Below are 22,912 nucleotides of genomic sequence, written 5' to 3'. Positions count from 1 at the left end.
GACCGCAATGAAGGTACTGAAAACCGTATTCGGCATGACGGCAGCTGCCGCCATCGCACTCATGTCCACGTCGGCGTTCGCGCAGAGCTATCCAGACCGGGCGATCACCATGGTCGTTCCCTTCTCCGCCGGCGGTCCGACGGACACGGTGGCGCGCCTCGTCGCCGAATCCATGTCCAAGGACCTCGGCCAGCAGGTCCTGGTCGAGAACGTCGGCGGTGCCGGCGGCACGCTCGGAGCCGGCCGCGTCGCGCAGGCCGAGCCGGACGGCTATACGATCCTGCTGCACCATATCGGCATGGCGACGAGCGCCACGCTCTATCGCAAGCTCGCCTATGATACGCTGAACGCCTTCGAATATGTCGGACTCGTCACCGACGTGCCGATGACGATCGTCGCCCGCAAGGACTTCGAGCCGGCCGACCTCAAGGGTCTCGTCGAATACGTCAAGGCCAACAAGGATACCGTCACCGTCGCCAATGCCGGCATCGGCGCGGCCTCGCACCTGTGCGGGATGCTGCTGATGAGCGCAATCGACACGCCGCTCACCACCGTTCCCTACAAGGGCACGGGCCCGGCCATGACCGACCTGCTCGGCGGCCAGGTCGACATCATGTGCGACCAGACCACCAACACGACCAAGCAGATCCAGGGCGGCACCATCAAGGCCTACGCCGTGACCTCGCCGGAGCGCCTCCAGGTGCTGCCGGATGTGCCGACCGCCGTCGAAGGCGGCCTGGCAGACTTCCAGGTTGGCATCTGGCATGGCGTCTACGCTCCGAAGGGCACGCCCGCAGACGTCACCGAACGCCTGTCGAAGTCGCTGCAGGTCGCGCTCAAGGATCCGAACGTCGTCGCCCGCTTCGGCGAACTCGGCACGGTTCCCTCGCCGGAGGCCGATGCGACGCCGGCAGCCCTCAAGGCCAAGCTCGAGGGCGAGATCGCCCGCTGGAAGCCGGTGATCGAGGCGGCCGGCCAGTACGCCGACTAACGATGATCTTCGCATGGCCGCCCGCTGAGTTTGCGGGCGGCCATGCCGCATCCGGCGCCGAGGCCTGCAGCGGGGCTGCGGGTGCCGATGGTGAATTCTGCATGCCGCCGCGTCGGAGCTGTCCGGAACCGGCGGCACATTTGCGGTCGCGGCCGTGCCAGGGGGAAACATGAGATCATTGACATTCGACAGCACGAACGCGCTCTGCGGTGCGGTCTTCATCGGCCTGGGTGGCTTCTTCATCTATCAGAGCCTGAACCTCGATATCGGCACGGCGCTGCGGATGGGGCCCGGCTATTTCCCGCTGGTGCTGGCCATCATCCTCGCTCTTCTCGGCGTGGTCATTCTCGTGCAGTCGACACGGGTCGAGGGTGAGCCCTTCGGGCCGATCGCGCTGCGCGGCATGGCGTTCATCCTGCCCGCGCCCATCGTCTTCGGGCTGACGGTGCGCGGGCTCGGTTTCGTCCCCTCCCTGTTCCTCATCGCCCTGATCGCCGCCTTCGCCTCGGCGCGGATGAAAGCGCCGATGGCGGTCGTGATCGCGATCGCGATCACCCTCTTCTCCGTGGTCGTCTTCAGCTATGCGCTCGGCCTGCCCTTTCAGCGCTTCGGCCCCTGGGTCCGGTTCTAGGAGACGCACATGGATCTCTTCAGCAATCTCGCGCTGGGCTTCTACACGGCCGCCTCGCCTGAAAACCTCTTCTTCTGCCTGGTCGGCGTGTTGCTCGGAACGCTGGTCGGCGTCTTGCCCGGGATCGGTGCGACCGCGACGATCGCCATGCTGCTGCCGATCACCTTCCAGCTCGAGCCCGTATCCTCGCTGATCATGCTCGCCGGTATCTACTACGGCGCGCAGTATGGCGGCTCGACCACGGCGATCCTCATCAACATGCCGGGCGAATCGTCCTCGGCGGTCACCGCCATCGACGGCTACCAGATGGCCCGGAGGGGCAGGGCGGGTGCCGCCCTTTCGATCGCGGCGCTCGGCTCCTTCTTCGCCGGCACGGTCTCGACCTTCCTGGTTGCGATCTTCGCCATCCCGCTGACGGTGATCGCGCTGAAATTCGGCGCGGCCGAGTATTTTTCGCTGATGATCGTCGGTCTCGTGTCCTCGGTGGCGCTCGCGCACGGCTCGATCGTCAAGGCGCTGGCGATGGTTGTCCTCGGGCTGCTCCTGGGCCTCGTCGGCACCGACATCTATACCGGCGCGCCGCGCTTCACCCTCGGCATCCGCGAATATGCGGACGGGCTGAACTTCGTCGCGGTCGCCGTCGGCGTCTTCGGCGTGGCGGAAATCCTGCGCAACCTGGAAGGCGAGAAGACCCGCACCGTGCTGATGTCGAAAGTCAGCGGCCTGTGGCCGACGCGCGAGGACTTCAAGCGCATGGTCGGTCCCGTGCTGCGCGGCACCGTGATCGGCTCGGCGCTCGGCATCCTTCCGGGCGGCGGCGCCATTCTCGCGGCGTTTGCCTCCTACACGGTGGAAAAGCGCATTTCGGACAAGCCACAGGAATTCGGGCAGGGCGCGATCGCAGGCGTGGCAGGGCCGGAATCGGCCAACAATGCCGGTGCGCAGACCTCGTTCATTCCGCTCCTGACGCTGGGCATCCCGGCCAACCCGGTCATGGCGCTGATGGTCGGCGCCATGATCATCCAGGGGATCGTGCCGGGGCCGAACGTGGCCGCCGAGCAGCCCGCTCTGTTCTGGGGCATCATCGCCTCGATGTGGATCGGCAACCTGATGCTCGTCGTCCTCAACCTGCCGCTGATCGGCCTCTGGGTGAAGCTGCTCACCATCCCCTACTACGTGCTGTTTCCGATCATCATGGCCTTCTGCTCGATCGGGGTCTACAGCGTCAATTCCAACGTCTACGACCTCTACGCCGTCGCGTTCTTCGGCTTCGTCGGCTATGTGCTGGTCAAGCTGCGCTGCGAACCGGCGCCGCTGCTGCTGGGCTTCGTGCTCGGGCCGCTGCTGGAGGAGAACCTGCGCCGCGCCATGATCCTGTCGCGCGGCGACCCGACCACCTTCGTCACCCGCCCGATCAGCGCCATCCTGCTTCTGATCGCGCTGGCGGTGCTGGTGGTCGTGTTCCTGCCTTCGGTGAAGGCCAAGCGCGAAGAGGTCTTCCAGGAGGAGGACTGAACTCCGGGACGCATCCGGTCCACGACCGCACCTTCCATGAACCCGCTACAACGAGGAGAAGAGAAGATGACCAAGCTCCACCTGACGCGCCGCGGCACACTTGCCGCGGGCTTCGCGCTCGCTACGATGCTGGCGGCGGGTTCGCCGTCGCTGGCGGCGGACTTTCCCGACCGCCAGATCACCCTCGTCGTCCCCTTCGCCGCCGGCGGATCGACCGACGTGGTATCCCGTATCCTGGCGCAGAAAATGTCGGACGATCTGGGCCAGCAGGTGATCGTGCAGAACGTCGCCGGCGCCGGCGGCAATCTCGGCGCCGACAATGTCGCGCGCGCGGATCCCGACGGCTACACAATCCTGATGGGAACGGTCGCAACGCACGCGCTGAACCCGCTGATCCTGAAATCGACCCCCTACGATCCGCAGAAGGACTTCACCCCGATCTCGCTGCTGGTGCTGGTGCCCAACGTTCTGGTGGTGAACCCCGAGCTGCCGGCAAAGGACGTCGCCGAGCTTCTGGCGCTGCTCAAGGCCGAGCCGGGCAAGTACAGCTACGCCTCGTCCGGCAACGGCACCCCGTTGCACCTGTCGGGCGAACTCTTCAAGTCGATGGCCGGGGTGGAGATGGAGCACATCCCCTACAAGGGCTCCGGACCCGCGCTGAACGACCTGCTCGGCAACCAGGTCTCGATCATGTTCGACAACCTGCCGTCGTCGTCCGGGCACATCAAGAGCGGCACCTTGCGGGCGCTTGCCGTCACGACCAAGGAACGCGCGCCGTCCTTCCCCGAGGTTCCGACGATCGCGGAGACCATCCCGGGCTACGAGACCTATACCTGGAATGCACTCTTCGCGCCGCCCGGAACACCGGCAGACGTGGTCGCCCGCCTGAATGCCGCGGCCAACAAGGCGCTCGCCGATCCGGCGGTCGGCGAACGCATGAAGGAGTTCAGCGCCACCATCGTCGGCTCGACGCCGGAAGAACTCGGCGCCCATGTCGATGCAGAAATCGCCAAGTGGACGCCGATCGTGCGCGACGCGAAGATCCAGCTCGAATAGTTTCCGCGAACAGCGCCGCATGCAGCACGCCCCGGACCCTGAGCAGGCCCGGGGCGTGCTGCGTTTCAGGGGTGCCCTGTGTTTGCTGTTGACGGAACCGGCGGCAGGCTGTTGAACGCTGCTTGGGTGTTCGCAACGCGGGGCCGACGCCGATCCGGGGCCATACGGAATAGCGCTGGCGAACACGATTGCCATCTGCGCTGCCGATTGCCCGGTGGCGGTCAAGAGAGGACGGGGAATGACGAAGAACACCGGCCAGTCGATCGCGACCCTTTCGGCCCGCATCCAGTCGGGGACGCTGGATCCCGTCGCCTTGGCCGAGGAAACGCTCGATGCCATTGCCGGCTACGAGGATGGATCGGTCTTCGTCGCGCTGACACGGGAGCGGGCGCTGGAGGAGGCCGAGGCGGCGTCGCGGCGTGTTCGCGACGGCCGTTCGATCGGCATTCTCGACGGCATACCCGTCGCCTGGAAAGACCTCTTCGACCTCGAAGGTCTCGCGACGACTGCAGGCTCGAAGGTGCTGGCTTCTGCCGCACCCGCCACCCGCGACGCGGCCGTGGTCGAGGCGATGAAGGCCGCGGGCATGGCAGCGGTCGGCCGCGTCAACATGAGCGAATTTGCCTTTTCGGGCCTCGGCATCAATCCGCACTATGGCACGCCGCATAATCCGGCCTCGAAGGATGTCGCCCGCCTGCCCGGGGGCTCTTCGTCCGGATCGGGCGTCGCCGTCGCGGCCGGCATCGTTCCGGTCTCGATCGGGACGGACACCGGCGGCTCCGTTCGCATCCCGGCCGCCTTCAACGGCATCGTCGGTTACAAGGCGACGCGCGGGCGATACGATATGAGGGGCGTGTTTCCGCTGGCCGGCAGCCTGGATTCGCTCGGCCCCCTCTGCCGGACCGTGCAGGATGCGGTCTGGATCGACGCGGCCATGCGGGGACGGACTGCTTCCGAGGTGGTGCGGGGGACCGTCCGCGGGCTCTCGCTGGTGGTGCCGGAAACCGTGGTGTTCGACGATATCGAGGACGGGGTCGCGTCCGCGTTCGAGCAGGCGCTGGAGCGGCTGGCGCAGGCGGGGGCGAAGATCCGCCGGCAGGCGTTTCCCGTCTTCCCGGAGATTTTCCAGCTGGCGGCAAAGAACGGCGCCCTGGTCACCGCCGAAGCCTATGCAGTGCATGCGGCGCGCCTTGCCGGACCCGAGGCTGCAGGCATGGATCCGCGCGTCGTCGTTCGCACAAGGCTGGGCGAGAAGATCACCGCGGCCGGCTACATCGAGATCCTCCAGACGCGGGAACGGCTGATGGCCGAATTTGCAGCCGACATCGGCGCCGGCGAACTGATCGTGTCGCCGACGGTGCCGCACGTCGCCCCGCCGATCGCGCCGCTGATCGAAGACGACGCACTGTTCTTCAAGACGAACGGACAGACCTTGCGCAATCCGTGGATCGGCAACTTCCTCGACTGGTGCGCCGTATCGATCCCGTGCGGCACGGGCGATGCCGGCATGCCGGTCGGGTTCCAGATCGCGGCACTGCCGCATGAAGACCTGAGCCTGCTCTCCGCAGCACTGGCGGCGGAAGAGGTGATCCGGGACCGGCACTCCCGATAGGATCGAGGGAGGCCGGCCTCCCTCGAGGGGCGCCGTCTTCAGATCATGCCCAGATCCTCGTAGGCCTCGTGCAGCGCCCAGTCGCCCGGGCTGAACCGATCCCGGGCGAAATTGTGCTGGTGCCAATAGGGATAGATATAGGCCGGCCGGCTTGCCTTGTTGAGCCGGTCCAGTTCGCCGGTGTCGAGCTTCAGGTCGGCGGCGGCGATGTTCTCGATGAACTGCTGTTCTGTCAGGCCGCCCACCACGGCCGTTGCTATGGCCGGTCGCGACAAGGTCCAGGCGAGGGAGACCTGGGCAGCCGTCGCGCCCCGCTCCGCGGCGATCTGCTCCAGAACGTCGACGATCCTCCACAACCGCTCCTCGTCGCGGATCGGAGGTTCCGTCCAGCCGGCAGCCTGTCGCGACTGCGCCGGCGCCTTGTTGCGACCGAAGGCGCCAGACAGCAAACCGGCCGCCAGCGGGCTCCAGACCATGACGCCGAGGCCCTGGTCGACGGAGATCGGCAGGAGTTCGTATTCGGCTTCGCGCGCCTCGAGCGTGTAGTGGATCTGCTGGGTCACGAAGCGCGGGAGGTTCTTCGCCTCGGCGACGCCGAGCGCCTTCATGATGTGCCAGCCCGAATAGTTCGAGCAGCCGATATAGCGGATCTTGCCCTGTTGGCGGAGCGTGTCGAGCGCGGACAGCATCTCCTCCAGCGGCGTCTGCCCGTCCCATTCGTGCATGAAGTAGATGTCGATATGGTCGGTTCCGAGCCGCTTCAGGCTTAGCTCGCATTCGCGGATCAGATGATAGCGCGAGACGCCCTCGTCGTTCGGCCCGTCGCCGATACGCATGCGGGCTTTGGACGAGATCAGGACGCGATCGCGCTTGTCGTCGAGCGCCTCGCCGAGGATCTCCTCCGAGCGGCCGAGCGAATACATGTTGGCGGTATCGAACAGGTTGACGCCGCCGTCGATGCAGGCGTCGACCAGCCTTCGCGCCTCCCGCACGTCCTGGCTCGCCACCTTGGCGAAGGCACCCACGCCGCCGAACGAGAACGTGCCCATTGCGATGGCCGAGACCTTGAGGCCGGAGCGGCCGAGCGTCCTGTATTCCATGGTTCCAACTCCCGAGAATGGTTCTGTGTCGTGTTTCGTCAGGCTGCAGACGGGCGTCAGTCTGCCGTGATGCCGGCCGCGGCGCCGATGGACGGTGGCTGCGGCCGTGAAATCCTCCCTGTTCCTCCGCCCGGCGTCAGTCCGCGGGCAGCTTCGTCGCCCGGGCTTCTGACGTGCGGCGGTTCGCGGCCCTGGCGGCGCCCCGCTCGTGGCTTGCACGCAGCACCAGGTCGGCGCCGACCAGCATCTTCACCGGTGGTTGCGGCTCGGCGGCGTTGATCAGGTCATCGAGCATGGTGACGGCCAGGTAGCCGATCTTGCGTTTCGACACCTCGATGGTCGTCAGCGCCGGTTCCATGGTGGCGCTCTGAGGCAGGTTGTCGAAGCCGATGACCGAAACGTCGTCGGGGATCGAGACGCCGTGCTCCTTGAGCGCGCGGATGAAGCCGTAGGCGATGATGTCGTTGGTGCAGAAGTAGCATTCGGCGAGGTCCAGCCCGCCTTCGAGCTGCGCCCGGGTGTCGAGATAGGCGCCGTCATAGGTCGACTCGACCGAGAGGATGTCGGATTCGCGAACCTTCAGCCCGAGCCGCGCCATGTTGGTGAAAAAGGCGTCACGGCGGAGCCGGAAATTGGTGGTGTCGACGTGCGAGGCGACGAAGCCGACGCGCTCGTAGCCCTGCTTGTGGAAGCGCGCGAGCACCTTGTGCACCGCATCCTCGTTGTTCATGTCGACGAAGTTGGCATCGAGGACCGGGTAGAAGGTGTCGATGAACACTGTCGGCAGGCCGAGGCCCTGGATCAGGCGAATATCGGCTTCGGTCAGTTCCGTGCCGAGCGCGATCACGCCCGATATAGGGGCGCCGGCCAGCGATTCCGCCACCGCGCTGATCGGCTGGCCCTCGAAGCTCACCACTTCGAGCGTGTAGTTGCGCCGCGTCGCCTCGGCCGACATGCCGTCGATGTAATCGGAGATGAAAACGCTGTGGTCGCGATTCACGGTGTGGCCGTGCTTGGCGATCTTCAGGAAGCGCAGTGTCTCGCTCGGCTCCGCACTGCTTCTCGAGGCGCGGGGCACGTAGTTGAGGCTTGCGACCGCTTCCAACACGCGCGCCCGGGTCACGCCGGAAATCTCGCCCTTGCCGTTCAGGACGAGCGAGACGGTGGCCGGCGACACGCCCGCCGCCCCCGCAATATCCCGGATCGTCAATGCCTTCTGTTTCTTCATGCGTCCCCGAACGGCTCCCAGATTTTGCTGCAGACGCGAAGAAGTTTAGTAAACGCATCTGCAATATGTGGCGAGAGTTAGGCCAAAACCGACGACTTCGCAACCAGGATTCATCGAAAACAGGCTTGCGTTCCCGAATTTGCTTTGCTAATCCTTTAGTAAAGCTCGCGCTTGTTTAGTAAACATGGGAGGAGGAGACCATGCAGAAAACCGGCGGGCAGCTGGTCATGCTCGTTGCGATCAATGGCCTGCTGCTGGTTCTTGGCGCCATCATTTCCGGCGGCACCTTTCTTTCGCTTTTCAATCTTCAGTCCATGGCAAGCCAGTTGCCTGAAATCGGCCTGCTTGCGATCGGCGTCATGCTCGCCATGTGCGCCGGCAATGGCGGGATAGACCTTTCCGGCATCGCGCTTGCCAACCTCTCCGGCGTTCTTTCCGCCGTGATCGTGTCGTCCTTCCTTTCTGTTTCGGAAAGCGAGACGGTCTTCAGCCTGGCGTTCATCTTCGCCGCGGTGTCGATCGGGTGTGCCGGCGGCGTGATCAACGGCCTGCTGATCTCGAAGCTGAACATCACGCCGATCTTGTGCACGCTCGGCACGCAGATGGCTTTCATGGGGCTCGCCGTCGTCGTTTCGGGCGGCAAGGCCGTCATGGTCGGCAGCCCGGCGCTGCTCTCCAGCATCGGCAACGACATGTTCCTGGCGGTGCCGATCAGCTTTCTCATCTTCATCATCGCGGCCGGCCTGATCGCGGCGGCGCTGAAGTTCACTCCATACGGCTTGTGGCTGATGCTGATGGGCACCAATCCGAAGGCCGCGGTCTATGCGGGCTTTCCCAGGACCGGCGTTCTGGTCGCCACCTATGCGATCAGCGGCACGCTTTCGGGACTGGCGGGCGTGATCATCGCCGCGCGCAACGTCAACGTGAAGTTCGACTACGGCAGCTCCTACCTTCTGATCGCCATCCTGATCGTCGTCATGGCCGGGGTGAAGCCGGAGGGTGGCTACGGGCGGGTGGTCTGCGTGGTGCTGAGCGCGGTGGCGCTGCAGCTGATGTCCAGCCTGCTCAATTTCGGCGGCCTTTCCAATTTCGTGCGCGATTTCGCCTGGGGCCTGCTGCTTCTCGCCTTCCTGGCGGTCGGTCGATACGACCTCACCGGCTTCCTGTTTCCCGCCAGGGGGCAGCCCATTCCTTCGGTGCCGATCCCTCATGCGCCGAAGCAAGACAACTGAGGGAGATCTAATGTGGAGGAGAAAATGAAAACACTTTCCAAGAAGTTTCTGGCCGGCACTACCGTCGCGGCCGCGCTGCTTACCGGATCGGTCGGCACGCTGCTGGCGCAGGAAAAGCCCGTCATCGCCACCGTGGTGAAGATCAGCGGGATTCCGTGGTTCGACCGCATGAATACCGGCGTCGAAGCCTTCGCCGAGGCAAATGCGGACGTGGACGCAAGCCAGAGCGGCCCGGCCACCGCCGACTCCGCGCAGCAGCTGCAGATCATCCAGGATCTCGTCGCCAAGGGCGTCAATGCTCTCGCCGTCGTGCCGATGGACCCTGCCGTACTCGAAGGCACGTTCAAGCGGGCCATGGAACGCGGCATTGTCGTCGTCACCCATGAAGCCGACAACCAGGTCAACACCCAGGCGGACGTGGAGGCGTTCGACAACGCCGACTACGGCTCGGCACTGAACGAGCGCCTTGCCGAATGCATGAACAAGGAAGGCAAGTGGACGACCTTCGTCGGTTCGCTTGGCAGCCGGACGCACATGCAGTGGGTCGGTGCCGGCGAGGAGAATGCCAAGAAGTATTCCGGCATGCAGCTCGTCGATCCGAACAACGAATCCTTCGACGATGCCAACGGCACCTATGAGAAGGCCAAGGAAATCCTGCGCAAGCATCCCGACATCAAGGGCTTCCAGACGTCTGCCGGCAACGACGTGCTCGGCGTCGGCCGCGCGATCGACGAAGCCGGCCTGACAGGCAAAGTATGCCTCGTCGGCACCGGATTGCCGAATCCCTCGGCCGATCTGCTGGAATCCGGCGCGATCACCGCCATCGGTTTCTGGGATCCGCAGAAGGCCGGCATGGCCATGAATGCCGTCGCCAAGCTCCTGCTGGAGAAGAAGGAAGTGACCGACGGCATGGACCTCGGCGTCGAAGGCTACAACAAGGTCGCCGTCAAGAAGGGAGCCGGCGAAGGCCTGCTCGTCATCGGCAACGGCATGGTCCTGGCCGACAAGGCCACCTACAAGGACTTCCTGTTCTAGTCGCTCCCCACTAGACGGCCGGGGCGCTCTTCGCGAGCGCCCCGGCCGCGCGTGCTGCGCCATCGGCGCGGCCAGTGTCAATTCACGAGGGATACCGACGTGTCGGCGAAAGATAACAGCGGGAACGGCCCGGGTCCGTTCCTGGAGCTCAGGGACATCCAGAAATGGTTCGGCGGCGTGCATGCCCTTCGCGGCATCTCGCTGACGCTCGAACTTGGCCAGGCCTACCACCTGCTTGGCGAGAACGGCTGCGGCAAGAGCACCGTCATCAAGATCATGTCCGGCGCGCTGGAGCCGAGCGCGGGCGAGATCGTGCTGGACGGCCAGACGTATTCCGCGCTCACCCCGATCCAGTCGCTGGCCGCCGGCATCGAGACGGTCTACCAGGATCTGTCCCTGCTTCCGAACCTCACGGTCGCCGAGAACGTGGCGCTGAACGAGCAACTCGTCGCCGCCAACGGGCGCCTCGCCCGCCTCTTCGACCGTGCACGCCTCAGGCAGACCGCCGAAAGGGCGCTCGCTGCCGTCGGCCTGCCGACGGATCGCTTCTTCCTCGGCACCACGGTCTCCGACCTGCCGCTGGCCGCCCGCCAGCTCGTCGCCATCGCGCGCGCTATCGCCACGCGCGCCAAGCTTGTCATCATGGACGAGCCGACGACCTCGCTCACCCGGCGGGAGGTGGATAACCTTGTCCGCGTCGTCGAGCGGTTGCGCGCCGAGAACGTCGCCGTCCTGTTCGTCACCCACAAGCTCGACGAGTGCTATCGCATCGGTGGTCACGCTGTCGTCTTCCGGGACGGCCAGTGCGTCGCCCAGGGACCGATCGAGGACTATTCCAAGAAACAGCTCGCCGAGCTGATGACCGGCCGCTCCATCGGTTCGGAGCGCTACCGGACCGGCAAGCCTTCCGACACTGTCCTCTTCGAGGCCTCGAAGCTTTCCGCGCCCGGTGTAAAGGACATCAGCTTCAATGTTCGCAAGGGGGAGATCCTCGGGATCACCGGCCTTGCCGATTCCGGACGCAACGAGCTTGCCATGGCCATCACCGGTGTCGAACCGGCGAGCAGCGGCGCGATGACGCTCGACGGACGCAGTCTTGCAATACGCCGCCCGGCTGACGCGATTGCCCATGGCATCGGCTACGTGCCCGAGGATCGCCTCGCCGAGGGACTCTTCCTGGACAAGTCGATCCTCGAGAACGAGATCGCGTTGATCCTGAGCAGGCTCAGCAATGCCTTCGGCGTCATCGACAGGAACGAGGGCCGCACGATCGCCGCACGCCTTTCCGAAGAGATGCGCCTCAATACGAAGAACCTGGACCTGCCGGTGGGCGCCCTTTCCGGCGGCAACCAGCAGCGCGTCCTGATCGGCCGCTGGCTCAGCATCGCCCCGAAGCTGCTCGTGCTGCACGGCCCGACTGTGGGCGTCGACGTGGGCTCGAAGGACACGATCTATCGCGCGATCCAGTCCCTGGCCGAAGCCGGCATGGGACTTGTGATCGTCAGCGACGACCTGCCGGAACTGCTGCAGAACGCGGACCGCATCCTGATCATGAACAGCGGTCGCGTCGTCGCCGAGGTCGACGCCGGGCAGTCGACCGAGGACCAGCTTTACAAGGCAATGCTGACATCGAAATTGGAGGCCGTTCAATGAGCACTTCACGGATCGACGAGCTCTCCGAAAGCGCCTCCGCCGGCCGATCCTTCAGCCTGGGCGAACTCGTCCGCAGAAGGCCGGAAACGATCACCTTCATGCTGCTGGTTGCGATCTGCGTGATCGTCGCGATCATCAACCCCGCCTTCCTGCAGCCCTCGACGCTCATCGACATCGGCCGCGCAAGCGTGGTGATGGGGCTCTTCGCGCTGGGCGTCTTCATCATTCTCGCCGCCGGCGGCATCGACGTGTCCTTCACGGCGATCGCAGCCTTCACCATGTACTCGCTGACGGTGCTGGTGCTGAACCATTTCCCCGGCATGCCGATGGCGGTCATCATGCTGGTCGCGATCGGCGGCGGCGCGCTGCTCGGCATCATCAACGGGCTGCTGGTCCATCACCTGAACGTTCCCTCGCTGATCGTCACCATCGGCACGCAATACCTGTTCCGCGGGTTCCTGCTCTCCTTCATCGGCACGGTGTGGATCATGTCGCTGCCGCCGCAGATGGGCGCCTTCGGCCGCATGCCGCTCTTCCAGTTCGAATCCGCCAATGGCGCTATCGTCACCCTTCCGGTCTACTTCCTGTTCCTTCCGCTCGCGGCCTTCGTCACCTGGTGGATCCTGAACCGCACGTTGATGGGGCGCGCGATCTTCGCCGTCGGCGGCAACGCCAACATTGCAAGCCGCCTCGGCTACAGCCTGCGCACCGTGCACATCTTCCTGTTCGGCTATGCCGGCGCGCTTGCGGGGCTTGCGGGCATCATCCACGTCTGCGCCAACCGGCAGGCCAATCCCTTCGACCTGGTCGGAACGGAAATCAACGTGATCGCCGCCGTCGTGCTCGGCGGCGCGCGGATCACGGGCGGCACCGGCACGGTGCTCGGCACCATCCTGGGCGTTTTGCTGATCGTCGTGATCAACAGCGTGCTGGTGATGGTGGGTATTCCCAGTACCTGGCAGCGGCTCGTCGTGGGCAGCTTCATCCTGCTGGCCGCCGCCTTCTTCGTCACCCGCCAGCGCAAGAAATAAGCCTTACTTCAAAGAGGAACCCATGAAGAAGTTTCTGAACGAACCGAACAATTTCGTCGACGAGATGCTGGAGGGGATCTACAAGGCCCATCCCGCCGTCACCTATGCGGCAGACGACAAGCGATGCCTCGTCACGAGCAAGGTCAAGGCCGGCAAGGTCGGGATCGCAACCGGCGGCGGCTCGGGCCATCTGCCGCTGTTCCTGGGCTATGTCGGCGACGGCATGCTGGACGGTGCTGCGGTTGGGGGTGTCTTCCAGTCGCCCAGCGCCGAGCAGATGTATCAGGTCACCAGGCACATCGACCAGGGCGCCGGCGTTCTCTACATCTTCGGGAACTACAGCGGCGACATCATCAATTTCGACATGGCCGCCGAACTGGCCGATCTCGACGGCATCCAGGTCAGGCAGGTCGTCGGCAACGACGACGTCGCCTCCTCCGTCGTCGGCGAGGAGCACAAGCGCCGCGGCGTCGCCGGCATCTTTTTCGTCTACAAGGCGGCCGGCGCCGCTGCCGCCGAGGGCCTGTCGCTGGACGAGGTGACCCGTCTGGCGGACAAGGCGCGTCTCAGGACCCGCACGATGGGCGTGGCGCTGTCCAGCTGCGTGGTGCCGGAAATCGGTCACGCCACCTTTTCGATCGGCGAGGACGAGATGGAGATCGGCATGGGCATCCATGGCGAACCCGGCATCAGTCGAAAGAAGCTCGCACCGGCCGACAAGGTCATCGACGAAATGATGGAGCGCATCTTCGCCGAGCAGGACTACAAGCGCGGCGACGATGTGGCCGTCCTCGTCAACGGCCTCGGCGGCACGCCGATGGAAGAGCTCTACATTCTCTTCCGTCGCGTCTCGCAACTGCTGGAGGAGCGCGGCGTCACCGCCAGGCACGTCTGGGTCGGCGAGTTCGCCACCTCGATGGAAATGGCCGGCGCCTCCGTCTCGATCCTGCATCTCGACGAGGAGCTCGACCGGCTGGTCTCAGCGCCTGCGAATACGCCCTTCTTCAAGCACCTGGCAGGTTGAGGCCGATCATGGATAGGATCACGGCTTCCGACATTATCCGTCTGTTCGAGGCGTGGAAGGCGCTGTTCGCCCAGCAGCGCGAATTCCTCATCTCGCTCGACGGCAAGGTCGGCGACAGCGACCTCGGCATCACCATGAGCAAATCCTTCGCCGCCGCCGCCGAGGCGTTGGAAGTCGAAGGCGAGGCGGCAGGCATCTCCAAACTCCTGCGGACCGCGGGCGCGACGATGGCCCGGACCGCACCGTCGACAATGGGCACCCTGACCGCCACCGGCTTCCTGCGGGCGAGCAAGGCGGTCGAGGGCAGGGACGCGCTGGGGACGGCCGATATCGCCGCCTTCTGGCGCGCATTCCGGGATGGCGTCGCCGAGCGCGGCAAGGCCAAGGTCGGCGACAAGACATTGCTCGACGTCCTCGATCCGATTGCCGTGACGCTCGAGGCGCAAGCCGCGGTTGGCGCATCGCTGGCACAGGCGCTGGCTGCGACCTCGGCTGCGGCCGAACAGGCGCTCGAGGCCACGAAGTCCATGCTCGCCCAACACGGCAAGGCCGCCGCCTTCCAGGAAAAGACGATCGGCCTGCAGGACGCGGGAGCGACCGTCGGCTACTTCCTGATCAGGCGGATGGCGGAGTTCGTCGCCGAGGCGTAGTGGCCCGCGAGCGGCATACGGTGCTTTCGGCGGCCGCACAGGCAGGCTGCCGGAGACCGCCGTGTACGTTCATGCCGCCGGCTCCAGCTTCAGCTTCAGCCCGTGATAGCGCTCGAGCGTCCGGACAACGTCCTCGAGCTCTTCGGCCCTGCGTTCCATGGTCCACCCGAGTGCCGCCCCGGCGACTGCGACAATCGCTGCGAGATCGGCGGCCGTAAGTGCGCCCAGGATCGCCAGCGTCGTCCTCCGGAACACGATATCGCCCAGGTGCACGACGCTCTCGTTGCGCGCGATCCAGTCGATCTCGGCAAGGCTGTAGCCGGTCGCATCCGGCAGCCGCTCCTGATCCGAGTGCGGCGATCGATGCGACAGGATGGAAAGGGCGGTGGTTCCGTAACGGGACAGCAGTTCCTCTACCCTCTCTTGAGGGTGACCCGTCTGAAGCGCGACCTCTCTTGCCCATTCGGCCCGCTCCGCCGGTCCGGAGGGAAAGTCCTTTCCGCCGCCGATGGCGAGGTCGCGGGTCGACCTGTCGCGCGGGCGCTGCAGCCGCTTGAGGATCGTGTCGGCGACTTCCTCCGCAAAGCCGCGAAACGTCGTCCACTTGCCGCCGACGAGCGAGATGATGGCGAAGGGGCGGTCTGTCTCGGGCTCCCGCACCGGTGCGGAATGATCCCGGCTGATGAGGCCGGGCGCGGAGGCGTCGGAGGCCGGCAGGGGCCTTATGCCGCTGTAGCTGTAGACAACCTGGCTCCGGCTGAAGGAAAGGGCGGGCAGCAGCGAGGCGAGGCTTTCCAGGAAATAGGCCGTCTCGGTTTCCTCGCAGCGGACATTGTCGGGATCGTCGCTGGGAATGTCGGTCGATCCGACGAGCGCCAGGCCGAGATAGTCGTAGACGAGGCAGATACGTCCGTCGTCGGCCTCGAAATAGATCATGTGGCCATTGAGGCTCTTCACCAGTTCCGGATGGTCGAGCAGGATATGCGACCCCTTTGTTCCGCCGATCAGGTGGGAGGGCGCGCCGAGCGTTTCGTTCACCCGGTCGATCCAGGGGCCGGCGGCGTTGACGACGAGCTTGGGGCTGACGGACAGCGTGCTCCCATCGGGACGCTGGAAGGTCAGGTTACCGCCCTCGGCGGCGCGGAGCGAGGTGAAATTCAGCGCAGCCGTGTTCGGATTCGCAGCAATCCCATCGGCGACCAGCTCGAACACCAGGCGTTCCGGCCGGCTGATCTTTGCGTCGTAGTAGATGCCGCCGGCGACGATATCGGGTGTTACCTTCGGCATTTCGGCAAGCGCTCGCCTGCGCAGCAGGAGCCGGTGGCGCGGCATCACCTGGTTGCGCGAGCCGTAGAAATCATAGAGCGCCAGCCCGATCTTGATGAGCACGGCCCCGCGGCTGCGCGGCGCGATGGTCGAGCCAAAGAGCGTGCGAAGGGCTGCCCAGATCCCGCGCGTCCAGGAGAAGACCGGAATGAAGGTCGGCAGCGGTTCGACGCAGTGCGGCGCGTTCTTCAGGAGCAGGTTGCGCTCCAGCGTCGACTGGGCGACCAGCCCGAACTCCCCGGTCTCCAGATACTTCAGGCCGCCATGGATGAGGCGCGAGGGTGCGGCGCTCGTGCCGGAGCCGAAGTCGGCCTTGTCGACGATCAGGCAGGTGACACCCTGCAGGCACAGATCGCGGAAGAGCCCCGCGCCGTTGACGCCGGCCCCCAGGATGACGACGTCGACGCCACCCTCTGCCAGTTTCGAAAGGCGCAGGTCCATGTCGGCGGCGGTCTCGGTCATTTCGGATATTCCAGGTCTTCAGGCATGGGAAAGGGGAGGGACAAGTGCTGGGCAATCATCCCCGCGGCGGGCCGTCGGAGGCGGCGAGCGCCGAGATGCGCGGCCAGAGCGGTGTCATGGCGGAGGCGATGTCGCAGAACAGGCGGTAGCGCTCTTCGTAGTGACTGCTGCGGACGGGATCGGGTTGGCAGGTCCGGGACAGGCTTACGAGATCGCGAGGATCGCTCTGATGGTCGGGGAAGATGCCGACGCCGGCGCCCGCGCAAAGGGCTGCACCCCAGGCCGCAGATTCGTCCGTACCGGTGACGGTGACGGGCATGCCCAGCACGTCTGCGAACATCTGGGCGATGGCCGGGTTGCGGGAGATCCCGCCGGTCAAGCGCGCCTCCTCGAAGGAAAAGCCGTCGCGCAAGGCATCGACGTGGATGCGGTGGTTCATGGCGATGCCTTCGAGCACCGCGCGCAGCATGTCGCCGCGACCATGCCAGCCGCCGAGGCCGGTAAAGCCGGCGCTGGCGGCCGCGCCATAGGGCGAGCCGAACAGATAGGGATGGAACAGCGCCGTCGACGGACGCGCGAAGGCCGCCTCGATCTCGGGCGCGAGCAGGGCATGGACCGAGCGGCCGGAGGCCTCGGCCTGCGCGAACTCGGCTGCGCAGAGCCGGTCGAGGAACCAGTCGTAGTTGGCGGTCGAGGTCGGCGAGATCGACATGTTGTGCCACTGGCCCGGAACGATCGCATTGCGGCAGAACCACCGGCCGTCGACGCGCGGCTCGAAGGATACCGTCTCGTTGATCGAATAGGTTCCGGCGATCACGGCGACGATGCCGGGCTTGTGTCCGCCGACCCCGAGCGCAGATGCCGTGACGTCGTGCAGCCCGGCGACAACAGGGGTGCCCGCCGCAAGCCCGGTGCGCCGCGCGACCTCCGCCGTCACCCTACCGACCACCTCGTCGGAGCGGGCGGCAGGCGGCAGCGCGTTTCGCAGCGCATCCAGCCCGAAGAGCCGAAGGGCGTCCTGCGAATATTCCTGTGTGCGGACGTCGGTAAACGAGGTGCTGGCCTCCGTGCGGTCTGCCCCGATCGTGCCCGTCAGGCAATAACGCAGCCAGTCCTTGCAGCTCAGGATATGGGCGATCTTCGCAAATCGTGCCGGCTCGTTGTCGCGGACCCAGGCAAGTAGGGCCGCCGGAGCGGAGACGTGCGGCCCTTGTCCAGTCAGCGCGATCGCCTGCCGGGCGGTGCCGTCTTCCTGCCAGCGTTCGACGATCGCGCCCGCCCGGCTGTCAAGCGACAGCATCGCGGGGCCGAGCGGTCTTGCATCCGTGTCGAGGAGGTAAACGCCGTCGCCATGCGCGGTGGCGGCAATCGCCTGGATGTCCGATGCCGGCCGGCCGCTCGCACGGATCGCCTCTGCGATGGCCTCGGCGGTGGCGGTCCACAGTTCGTCCATGTCGCGCTCGACATGGCGGGGGAGGGGGATCGATTGCGACACCCGGCGGCGCGCGACGGCGATCGGCGTGCCGTCGATGTCGAAGATGGCAGCCTTGGTGACGGTCAGGCCGCTGTCGATGCCGAGGATGCTTGGCATGGGTAAACTCCAGGCGGACGCAAGGGTCCGGTACTATCTCGTCCTGTGGCGGTCCCTGTCTGGAACACGAGGACCCGTTTGACTTATGGCGGCGCCGTCCTGCAGCCCGGCCCCGTCAGGAGCGGACCGCGCCGGATCCGGCAACCACCACGTTGATGCCCTTCGACTGCAGCCGATCGAGATGCTCGACCGGCGTATCCTCGTCGACGATGACGACGTCGAACTCCGAAAGGGCCGCGAAACTGTGGAGGGCGCGCCGTTCGAATTTGGTGTGGTCGGCCACCAGAACCCGCCGGGCGGCACATTCGAACATAGCCCGCTTGGTCTCCACCATCTCCGCCGACTGGTGGAACACGATGTCGTCGGTGATGGCCGACATCGACATGAACGCAATGTCTGCCCGCAGCCGCCGGATCTCGCGGGTCGTCATGTGGCCCATGAAGGCGTTGCACCAGTTGTGGAACTGCCCGCCGAGGCCCAGAAGCGTCAGGTCGCGCACGCCCCTCAGCGCGTTCATGACATTGAGGGAGTTGGTGATTGCCGTCAGCGGCACCTTGGCCGGCAGGTGGGCGGTCATCTGCAGGACGGTCGTGGAATCGTCGAGGAAGATCGACTGGCCGGGCTCCACGAAGCGCATGGCCACCTCGGCCAGGTTCTTCTTCTGCGCCGCCTGGCGGTTGGCGCGATAGACGTCGCTGGATTCGATCAGACTGGTGGGAGCCGCCGAGACGATGCCGCGGGACTTGCGGAAGATACCGCGGCTGACGAGTTCGTCGACATCGCGGTGCGCCGTCATCAGGCTGATGCCGAAGCGTTCGGTGAGATCCTCGATGCGCAGCGATCCCTCGGCCATGACCGTCTCGGCGATCAATTGCCGGCGCACCAGCTGGCGGGCGTGCCTGCTGTCGCTCGGCATCGGCTCCGAAAGAAGCTGCTCGACATTCGCTTTCTTGGTCACGCTCGTTCCGCCATTCGCCCGGGATTGTAGATTGCCATCCAGACGATGCTCGATTGGAAGTTCTGCATGCCGCCGGCCATGTCGCCGGTGGAGGAAGAGGGGCGCCGGGCGGCGCCCCTCCACGCAGGTGTCACTCCGACAGGACGAACGGAGCGGTGTACTTGTCGACGTTGTCCTTGGTGATCAGGAGGCAATCGAACAGCTGCTTCTCGCTCTTGGCGCCGGTGGCGCCGGTCTTGATGAAGCTGTCGGCCTGCTTGACGGCTTCCTCGGAGAAGATGGCAACTGGCTGGAGCACGGTATACTGCAGGTCGCCGGCCTTGATCGCTGCGACTGCATCGGGCGAGCCGTCGAAACCGCCGACCTTGATGCCTGCCAGCTTGCCGGCTTCCTTCAAGGCTGCAATGGCGCCCAGCGCCATTTCGTCGTTGCCGCTGATGACGCCGATGATGTCCGGATTGGCCTGCAGCATGGACTGCATCTTGGCGTGGCCCTTGGTGCGGTCCCAGTCGGCCACTTCGCGGGCGGCCTTGACGAGGTCCGGATACTGCGTCAGCACGGTCTCGTAGCCGTTGGAGCGGGTGGCGGCATTGTTGTCCGAAGGCGCGCCGAACAACTCGACATAGTTGCCTTCCTGGCCGACGCTCTCGACCCACTGCGTGGCGCCGAGTGCGGCACCCTGGGCGTTGTTGGAAACGAGCTGCGCCTTGGCAAGGCCTTCCTGGTTGATCTCGGCATTGACGAGGAAGACCGGGATGCCGGCGGCAACGGCCTTCTTCACCGCGCCGACGGAGCCGTCGGCGTTTGCCGGATCGAGGATGATCGCGACCGACTTGTTGGTGATCGCGGTGTCGATCAGGTTGCTTTCGGTGTTGGTATCACCCTTGTGCGCACCGACGGTGGCCGTATAGCCCATCTTCTCGGCAGTTGCCTTGGCGACTTCGCCTTCGGTGTACCAGTAGGGGTTGGACGGATCGTTGACGATGATCGTCATCAGGCCTTCCGCCCATGCGGTGCTTGCCAGCAGCGGAACCGCGGCGACCGCCGCAAACAGAATACGCATACCCTTCTTGAACATGTCTCTCTCCCTTTTCAATCAGGTTGGGGGTGCCGGTCTCCCGGCGTTGCTTTCCGCAATCGGCTGGCCCTTAAGGGTCCGGATTGGCCGTCGTGGATAAGTTTCGTTTGCGTCCCTCCGGCCGGCCTCTAGCGGCGGCTGTACTGGATGCTGTTGAGGAGGACGGCGAGCACGATGACTGCGCCGGTGAAAACGGTCTGCCAGTAGGACGACACGCCGATGATGACGAGGCCGTCCGAAAGGAAGCCGATGACGAAGGCGCCGAGCATGGTGCCCTGGATCGTGCCGCGGCCGCCGGTGAGCGCCGCGCCGCCGATCACGACGGCTGCGATCGCCGTCAGCTCGTAGGTGGTGCCCGCGGTCGGGCCGGCCGAGGTCAGCTGCGACGACAGCACGAGGCCGGCGATGGCGGCGCAGATGCCCGAGAGCACGTAGACGGTGATCTTCACGCGCTTGACGGGGACGCCCGACAGCTCGGCGGCCCGCTCGTTGCCGCCCGAGGCATAGAGCCAGCGCCCGAAGGAGGTGCGGTTCAGCACCACCGCGCAGATGATCGCGAGCGCTGCCAGCACCAGCACGCCGATCGGAATGCCGAACAGGCGGTTGAAGCCCAGCCAGTCGAAGCCGGTGTTGCCGAGTTCGGGACGGCCGCTGAGGTTGTTGTAGGTCAGGCCGTTGGTCATCAGCAGCGCCACGCCACGGGCGCAATAGAGGACGCCGAGCGTTGCGACGAAGGCCGGGACCCTGAGATAGGCGATCAGCACGCCGTTGACGGCGCCGACGAAGGCGCCGAGCGCGCATGTCAGGACGACGACGGCCCAGACCGGCGGGTAGAGGATGACGCCGAGTTGCTCCAGTTGCACGCCCTGCATCAGGAAGCCGGCGATCACGCCGGAAAGCCCGAGCGTCGAGCCGACCGACAGGTCGATGCCGCCGTTGAGGATGACCAGCAGCATGCCGATCGCGAGCAGGCCGAAGATGGCCACGTGCGAGGACATGATGAGGAAGTTCTCGACCGTCAGGTAGTAGGGCGAAAGGATCGAGAAGACGACGATGATCGCAATCAGCGCGAAGAAGGCGCGTCCTTCCAGGAGCATCTGGACGAGGCTGGTCTTGCGCTTGGTGCCGTTCGAGACGGATTTCTTGTCGGTTGTGCTTGTGACTGACATGATCAGTGCTCCATGATTTCCGTCTAGTGAGCGACCACGGCCTCGCCCGAAGCGGCCATGATCTTCTCTTTCGTGACATTCGATCCGAACTCGGCGGAAATCTTTCCGCGGTGCATGACGATGATGCGGTGGGCGATGCTGAGGCATTCGCCGACCTCGGAGGTGGAATAGAGGACGGCGAGGCCCTGCCTGGCCCGCTCCGCCAGAAGCTTGAACACCTCGCCCTTGGCGCCGATGTCGATGCCGCGGCTGGGTTCGTCGAGAAGGATCACTTTCGGGTTGGTCGCGAGCATCTTGCCGATGACCACCTTCTGCTGGTTGCCGCCGGACAGCGATCCGATCGCGGCATTGCCGCCGTCGGTCTTGATGTGAACCTTGCGGATAGATTCCTCGACGAGAGCGCCTTCCGTGCTGCGCGAGGTGAAGAGGCCCTTGGTGAAGGTGCCGATGCTGGCGAGCGAGAGGTTGCGGCCCACCGTCATCGTCTGGACGAGGCCGTCGCGCTGGCGGTCTTCGGGGACCAGCACCAGGCCGAGCTCGATACGGTCGGCGATGCTGAGGTGGGAGATGTCCTCGCCCTCGAGCAACACCCGGCCACTCGAGGCCTTGAGGCGACCGGCGACGCATTCGAGAAGTTCGGTGCGGCCGGCACCCATCAGCCCGTAGATGCAGACGATCTCGCCGGCGCGGACATTGAGGGAAAGCCTGTCGACGACCGAATAGTCGGCGCCTGCGGGGTCGGGAACCGTCAGCCCCTCGACCGCCAGCGCGACCCTGCCCATCTCATGGCCTTCCGGCGGGGCGCCGAGATCGAAATTCTCGCCCACCATGTTGCGGACGATCCATTCGAGGTCGATGTCCTGGCGCCTGGCGAAGGCCGTCATGTTGCCGTCGCGCAGAACCACCGCATGGTTGGTGATCTGCAGCGCCTCTTCCAGGTGGTGGGAGATATAGACGATCGACACGCCCTTGCTGTTGAGATCGCGGATGACCTTGAACAACACCTCGACTTCGGTGGCGCTGAGCGCCGAGGTCGGCTCGTCCATGATCAGGATGCGGGAGTTCACCGACAGGGCGCGGGCGATCTCAACGATCTGCTGCTGGCCGAGGCGGAGGTCCTCCACCAGCGTCAGCGGGTCGATGTCTTCCTCGAGTTCTTCCATCAGCGCGCGGGTCTGGCGCTCCTCCTCGGCGAAATCGACGCCGGTGGGGGTGGTGATCTCGCGGCCCATGAAGATGTTGTCGCGCACGTTCATGTTCGGCGCCAGACTCAGTTCCTGGTGGATGATCGAGATGCCGCGGTCGCGCGCATCCGTGGACGAGGAGAAGCTGACCGGCTGGCCGTCGAGGAGGATCTCGCCGGAAGACGGCTGGACGACGCCGGAGAGGATCTTCATCAGCGTCGACTTGCCGGCACCGTTCTCGCCGAACAGCGTCGTCACCTGGCCGCGATGGACATCGAAGTTGACGCCCTTCAGCGCATGGACGCTGCCGTAGGACTTGGCGATGTTGCGGGCGGCGAGAACGACTTCGCCCGGATCTTCGGTGGGAGGGGAGACCTGGCTCATGC

General features: G+C 65.4%; 19 protein-coding genes. 11 read left to right on the top strand and 8 right to left on the bottom strand.

Going from position 1 to position 22,912, the window contains the following annotated elements; all coding sequences use genetic code 11:
* Positions 1 to 7 precede the first annotated feature (7 nt).
* From GGQ64_RS16930 to GGQ64_RS16910, 5 genes are all read left to right on the top strand, one after another.
* Positions 8 to 991: a tripartite tricarboxylate transporter substrate-binding protein gene (locus GGQ64_RS16930; protein ID WP_183806497.1), complete on the top strand. Its 984-nt coding sequence runs from the start codon at positions 8 to 10 to the stop codon at positions 989 to 991.
* Positions 992 to 1,160: 169 nt separating this feature from the next.
* The gene (locus GGQ64_RS16925; RefSeq protein WP_183806496.1) at positions 1,161 to 1,622 is read left to right on the top strand and encodes a tripartite tricarboxylate transporter TctB family protein; all 462 of its coding nucleotides are present in this window, start codon (positions 1,161 to 1,163) and stop codon (positions 1,620 to 1,622) included.
* A 9-nt stretch (positions 1,623 to 1,631) separates the two neighbouring features.
* A complete protein-coding gene (locus GGQ64_RS16920) occupies positions 1,632 to 3,137 on the top strand; it encodes a tripartite tricarboxylate transporter permease (RefSeq protein ID WP_183806494.1) in 1,506 nt (501 codons plus the stop codon).
* Between the two features lie 66 nt (positions 3,138 to 3,203).
* Positions 3,204 to 4,193: a Bug family tripartite tricarboxylate transporter substrate binding protein gene (locus tag GGQ64_RS16915; protein WP_183806493.1), complete on the top strand. Its 990-nt coding sequence runs from the start codon at positions 3,204 to 3,206 to the stop codon at positions 4,191 to 4,193.
* A gap of 238 nt (positions 4,194 to 4,431) precedes the next feature.
* Complete coding sequence (locus GGQ64_RS16910; RefSeq protein ID WP_183806490.1) at positions 4,432 to 5,805, top strand: amidase; 1,374 nt, start codon at positions 4,432 to 4,434, stop codon at positions 5,803 to 5,805.
* A 38-nt stretch (positions 5,806 to 5,843) separates the two neighbouring features.
* On the opposite strand, the gene GGQ64_RS16905 is transcribed toward GGQ64_RS16910, so the two are convergent.
* Together GGQ64_RS16905 and GGQ64_RS16900 are read right to left on the bottom strand one after the other, a co-directional pair.
* The gene (locus GGQ64_RS16905; RefSeq protein WP_183806488.1) at positions 5,844 to 6,905 is read right to left on the bottom strand and encodes an aldo/keto reductase; all 1,062 of its coding nucleotides are present in this window, start codon (positions 6,903 to 6,905) and stop codon (positions 5,844 to 5,846) included.
* 136 nt (positions 6,906 to 7,041) lie between these two features.
* Positions 7,042 to 8,133 (bottom strand): LacI family DNA-binding transcriptional regulator, encoded by a 1,092-nt coding sequence (locus GGQ64_RS16900; RefSeq protein ID WP_183806486.1) that lies wholly within the window; start codon positions 8,131 to 8,133, stop codon positions 7,042 to 7,044.
* 200 nt (positions 8,134 to 8,333) lie between these two features.
* Here GGQ64_RS16900 and GGQ64_RS16895 point away from each other — a divergent pair, with 200 nt between their 5' ends.
* From GGQ64_RS16895 to GGQ64_RS16870, 6 genes are all read left to right on the top strand, one after another.
* Complete coding sequence (locus tag GGQ64_RS16895; RefSeq protein WP_183806484.1) at positions 8,334 to 9,365, top strand: ABC transporter permease; 1,032 nt, start codon at positions 8,334 to 8,336, stop codon at positions 9,363 to 9,365.
* A gap of 24 nt (positions 9,366 to 9,389) precedes the next feature.
* Positions 9,390 to 10,400 (top strand): substrate-binding domain-containing protein, encoded by a 1,011-nt coding sequence (locus GGQ64_RS16890; protein WP_183806482.1) that lies wholly within the window; start codon positions 9,390 to 9,392, stop codon positions 10,398 to 10,400.
* Between the two features lie 99 nt (positions 10,401 to 10,499).
* Positions 10,500 to 12,053: an ATP-binding cassette domain-containing protein gene (locus GGQ64_RS16885; RefSeq protein WP_183806480.1), complete on the top strand. Its 1,554-nt coding sequence runs from the start codon at positions 10,500 to 10,502 to the stop codon at positions 12,051 to 12,053.
* The gene (locus GGQ64_RS16880) at positions 12,050 to 13,084 is read left to right on the top strand and encodes an ABC transporter permease (protein WP_183806478.1); all 1,035 of its coding nucleotides are present in this window, start codon (positions 12,050 to 12,052) and stop codon (positions 13,082 to 13,084) included. Before GGQ64_RS16885 ends, GGQ64_RS16880 begins: the two co-directional genes overlap by 4 nt.
* Positions 13,085 to 13,106: 22 nt before the next feature.
* Positions 13,107 to 14,108, top strand: coding sequence for a dihydroxyacetone kinase subunit DhaK (locus tag GGQ64_RS16875; protein ID WP_183806476.1), 1,002 nt, complete (start codon positions 13,107 to 13,109; stop codon positions 14,106 to 14,108).
* Between the two features lie 8 nt (positions 14,109 to 14,116).
* Positions 14,117 to 14,758 (top strand): dihydroxyacetone kinase family protein, encoded by a 642-nt coding sequence (locus GGQ64_RS16870; protein WP_183806474.1) that lies wholly within the window; start codon positions 14,117 to 14,119, stop codon positions 14,756 to 14,758.
* 69 nt (positions 14,759 to 14,827) lie between these two features.
* On the opposite strand, the gene GGQ64_RS16865 is transcribed toward GGQ64_RS16870, so the two are convergent.
* From GGQ64_RS16865 to GGQ64_RS16840, 6 genes are all read right to left on the bottom strand, one after another.
* A complete protein-coding gene (locus tag GGQ64_RS16865; RefSeq protein ID WP_183806472.1) occupies positions 14,828 to 16,546 on the bottom strand; it encodes a glycerol-3-phosphate dehydrogenase/oxidase in 1,719 nt (572 codons plus the stop codon).
* A gap of 55 nt (positions 16,547 to 16,601) precedes the next feature.
* The gene (locus GGQ64_RS16860; RefSeq protein WP_183806470.1) at positions 16,602 to 18,137 is read right to left on the bottom strand and encodes an FGGY-family carbohydrate kinase; all 1,536 of its coding nucleotides are present in this window, start codon (positions 18,135 to 18,137) and stop codon (positions 16,602 to 16,604) included.
* A gap of 115 nt (positions 18,138 to 18,252) precedes the next feature.
* Positions 18,253 to 19,053, bottom strand: coding sequence for a DeoR/GlpR family DNA-binding transcription regulator (locus GGQ64_RS16855; RefSeq protein WP_183806837.1), 801 nt, complete (start codon positions 19,051 to 19,053; stop codon positions 18,253 to 18,255).
* A 172-nt stretch (positions 19,054 to 19,225) separates the two neighbouring features.
* Positions 19,226 to 20,173 (bottom strand): D-ribose ABC transporter substrate-binding protein, encoded by a 948-nt coding sequence (locus tag GGQ64_RS16850; protein WP_183806468.1) that lies wholly within the window; start codon positions 20,171 to 20,173, stop codon positions 19,226 to 19,228.
* Positions 20,174 to 20,301: 128 nt separating this feature from the next.
* Positions 20,302 to 21,342 carry an ABC transporter permease gene (locus GGQ64_RS16845; RefSeq protein ID WP_183806466.1) on the bottom strand — a complete coding sequence of 347 codons (1,041 nt, stop codon included), beginning with the start codon at positions 21,340 to 21,342 and terminating at the stop codon, positions 20,302 to 20,304.
* Positions 21,343 to 21,365: 23 nt separating this feature from the next.
* On the bottom strand, positions 21,366 to 22,910 hold the full coding sequence (locus GGQ64_RS16840) for a sugar ABC transporter ATP-binding protein (RefSeq protein WP_425488524.1): 1,545 nt from the start codon (positions 22,908 to 22,910) through the stop codon (positions 21,366 to 21,368).
* Between the last annotated feature and the right edge of the window lie 2 nt (positions 22,911 to 22,912).

Source organism: Mycoplana azooxidifex (assembly GCF_014196765.1).
Taxonomy (GTDB): Bacteria; Pseudomonadota; Alphaproteobacteria; order Rhizobiales; family Rhizobiaceae; genus Mycoplana; species Mycoplana azooxidifex.
The sequence above is the reverse complement of the archived record's forward strand: the minus strand, read 5'-3'. Positions and strand labels throughout refer to the sequence as shown.

Coding starts and splice junctions, on each gene's coding strand:
- GGQ64_RS16930 (WP_183806497.1), top strand. CDS start 8: ATGAAGGTACTGAAAACCGTATTCGGCATGACGGCAGCTGCCGCCATC.
- GGQ64_RS16925 (WP_183806496.1), top strand. CDS start 1,161: ATGAGATCATTGACATTCGACAGCACGAACGCGCTCTGCGGTGCGGTC.
- GGQ64_RS16920 (WP_183806494.1), top strand. CDS start 1,632: ATGGATCTCTTCAGCAATCTCGCGCTGGGCTTCTACACGGCCGCCTCG.
- GGQ64_RS16915 (WP_183806493.1), top strand. CDS start 3,204: ATGACCAAGCTCCACCTGACGCGCCGCGGCACACTTGCCGCGGGCTTC.
- GGQ64_RS16910 (WP_183806490.1), top strand. CDS start 4,432: ATGACGAAGAACACCGGCCAGTCGATCGCGACCCTTTCGGCCCGCATC.
- GGQ64_RS16905 (WP_183806488.1), bottom strand. CDS start 6,905: ATGGAATACAGGACGCTCGGCCGCTCCGGCCTCAAGGTCTCGGCCATC.
- GGQ64_RS16900 (WP_183806486.1), bottom strand. CDS start 8,133: ATGAAGAAACAGAAGGCATTGACGATCCGGGATATTGCGGGGGCGGCG.
- GGQ64_RS16895 (WP_183806484.1), top strand. CDS start 8,334: ATGCAGAAAACCGGCGGGCAGCTGGTCATGCTCGTTGCGATCAATGGC.
- GGQ64_RS16890 (WP_183806482.1), top strand. CDS start 9,390: ATGAAAACACTTTCCAAGAAGTTTCTGGCCGGCACTACCGTCGCGGCC.
- GGQ64_RS16880 (WP_183806478.1), top strand. CDS start 12,050: ATGAGCACTTCACGGATCGACGAGCTCTCCGAAAGCGCCTCCGCCGGC.
- GGQ64_RS16875 (WP_183806476.1), top strand. CDS start 13,107: ATGAAGAAGTTTCTGAACGAACCGAACAATTTCGTCGACGAGATGCTG.
- GGQ64_RS16870 (WP_183806474.1), top strand. CDS start 14,117: ATGGATAGGATCACGGCTTCCGACATTATCCGTCTGTTCGAGGCGTGG.
- GGQ64_RS16865 (WP_183806472.1), bottom strand. CDS start 16,546: ATGACCGAGACCGCCGCCGACATGGACCTGCGCCTTTCGAAACTGGCA.
- GGQ64_RS16860 (WP_183806470.1), bottom strand. CDS start 18,137: ATGCCAAGCATCCTCGGCATCGACAGCGGCCTGACCGTCACCAAGGCT.
- GGQ64_RS16855 (WP_183806837.1), bottom strand. CDS start 19,053: ATGCCGAGCGACAGCAGGCACGCCCGCCAGCTGGTGCGCCGGCAATTG.
- GGQ64_RS16850 (WP_183806468.1), bottom strand. CDS start 20,173: ATGTTCAAGAAGGGTATGCGTATTCTGTTTGCGGCGGTCGCCGCGGTT.
- GGQ64_RS16845 (WP_183806466.1), bottom strand. CDS start 21,342: ATGTCAGTCACAAGCACAACCGACAAGAAATCCGTCTCGAACGGCACC.
- GGQ64_RS16840 (WP_425488524.1), bottom strand. CDS start 22,910: ATGAGCCAGGTCTCCCCTCCCACCGAAGATCCGGGCGAAGTCGTTCTC.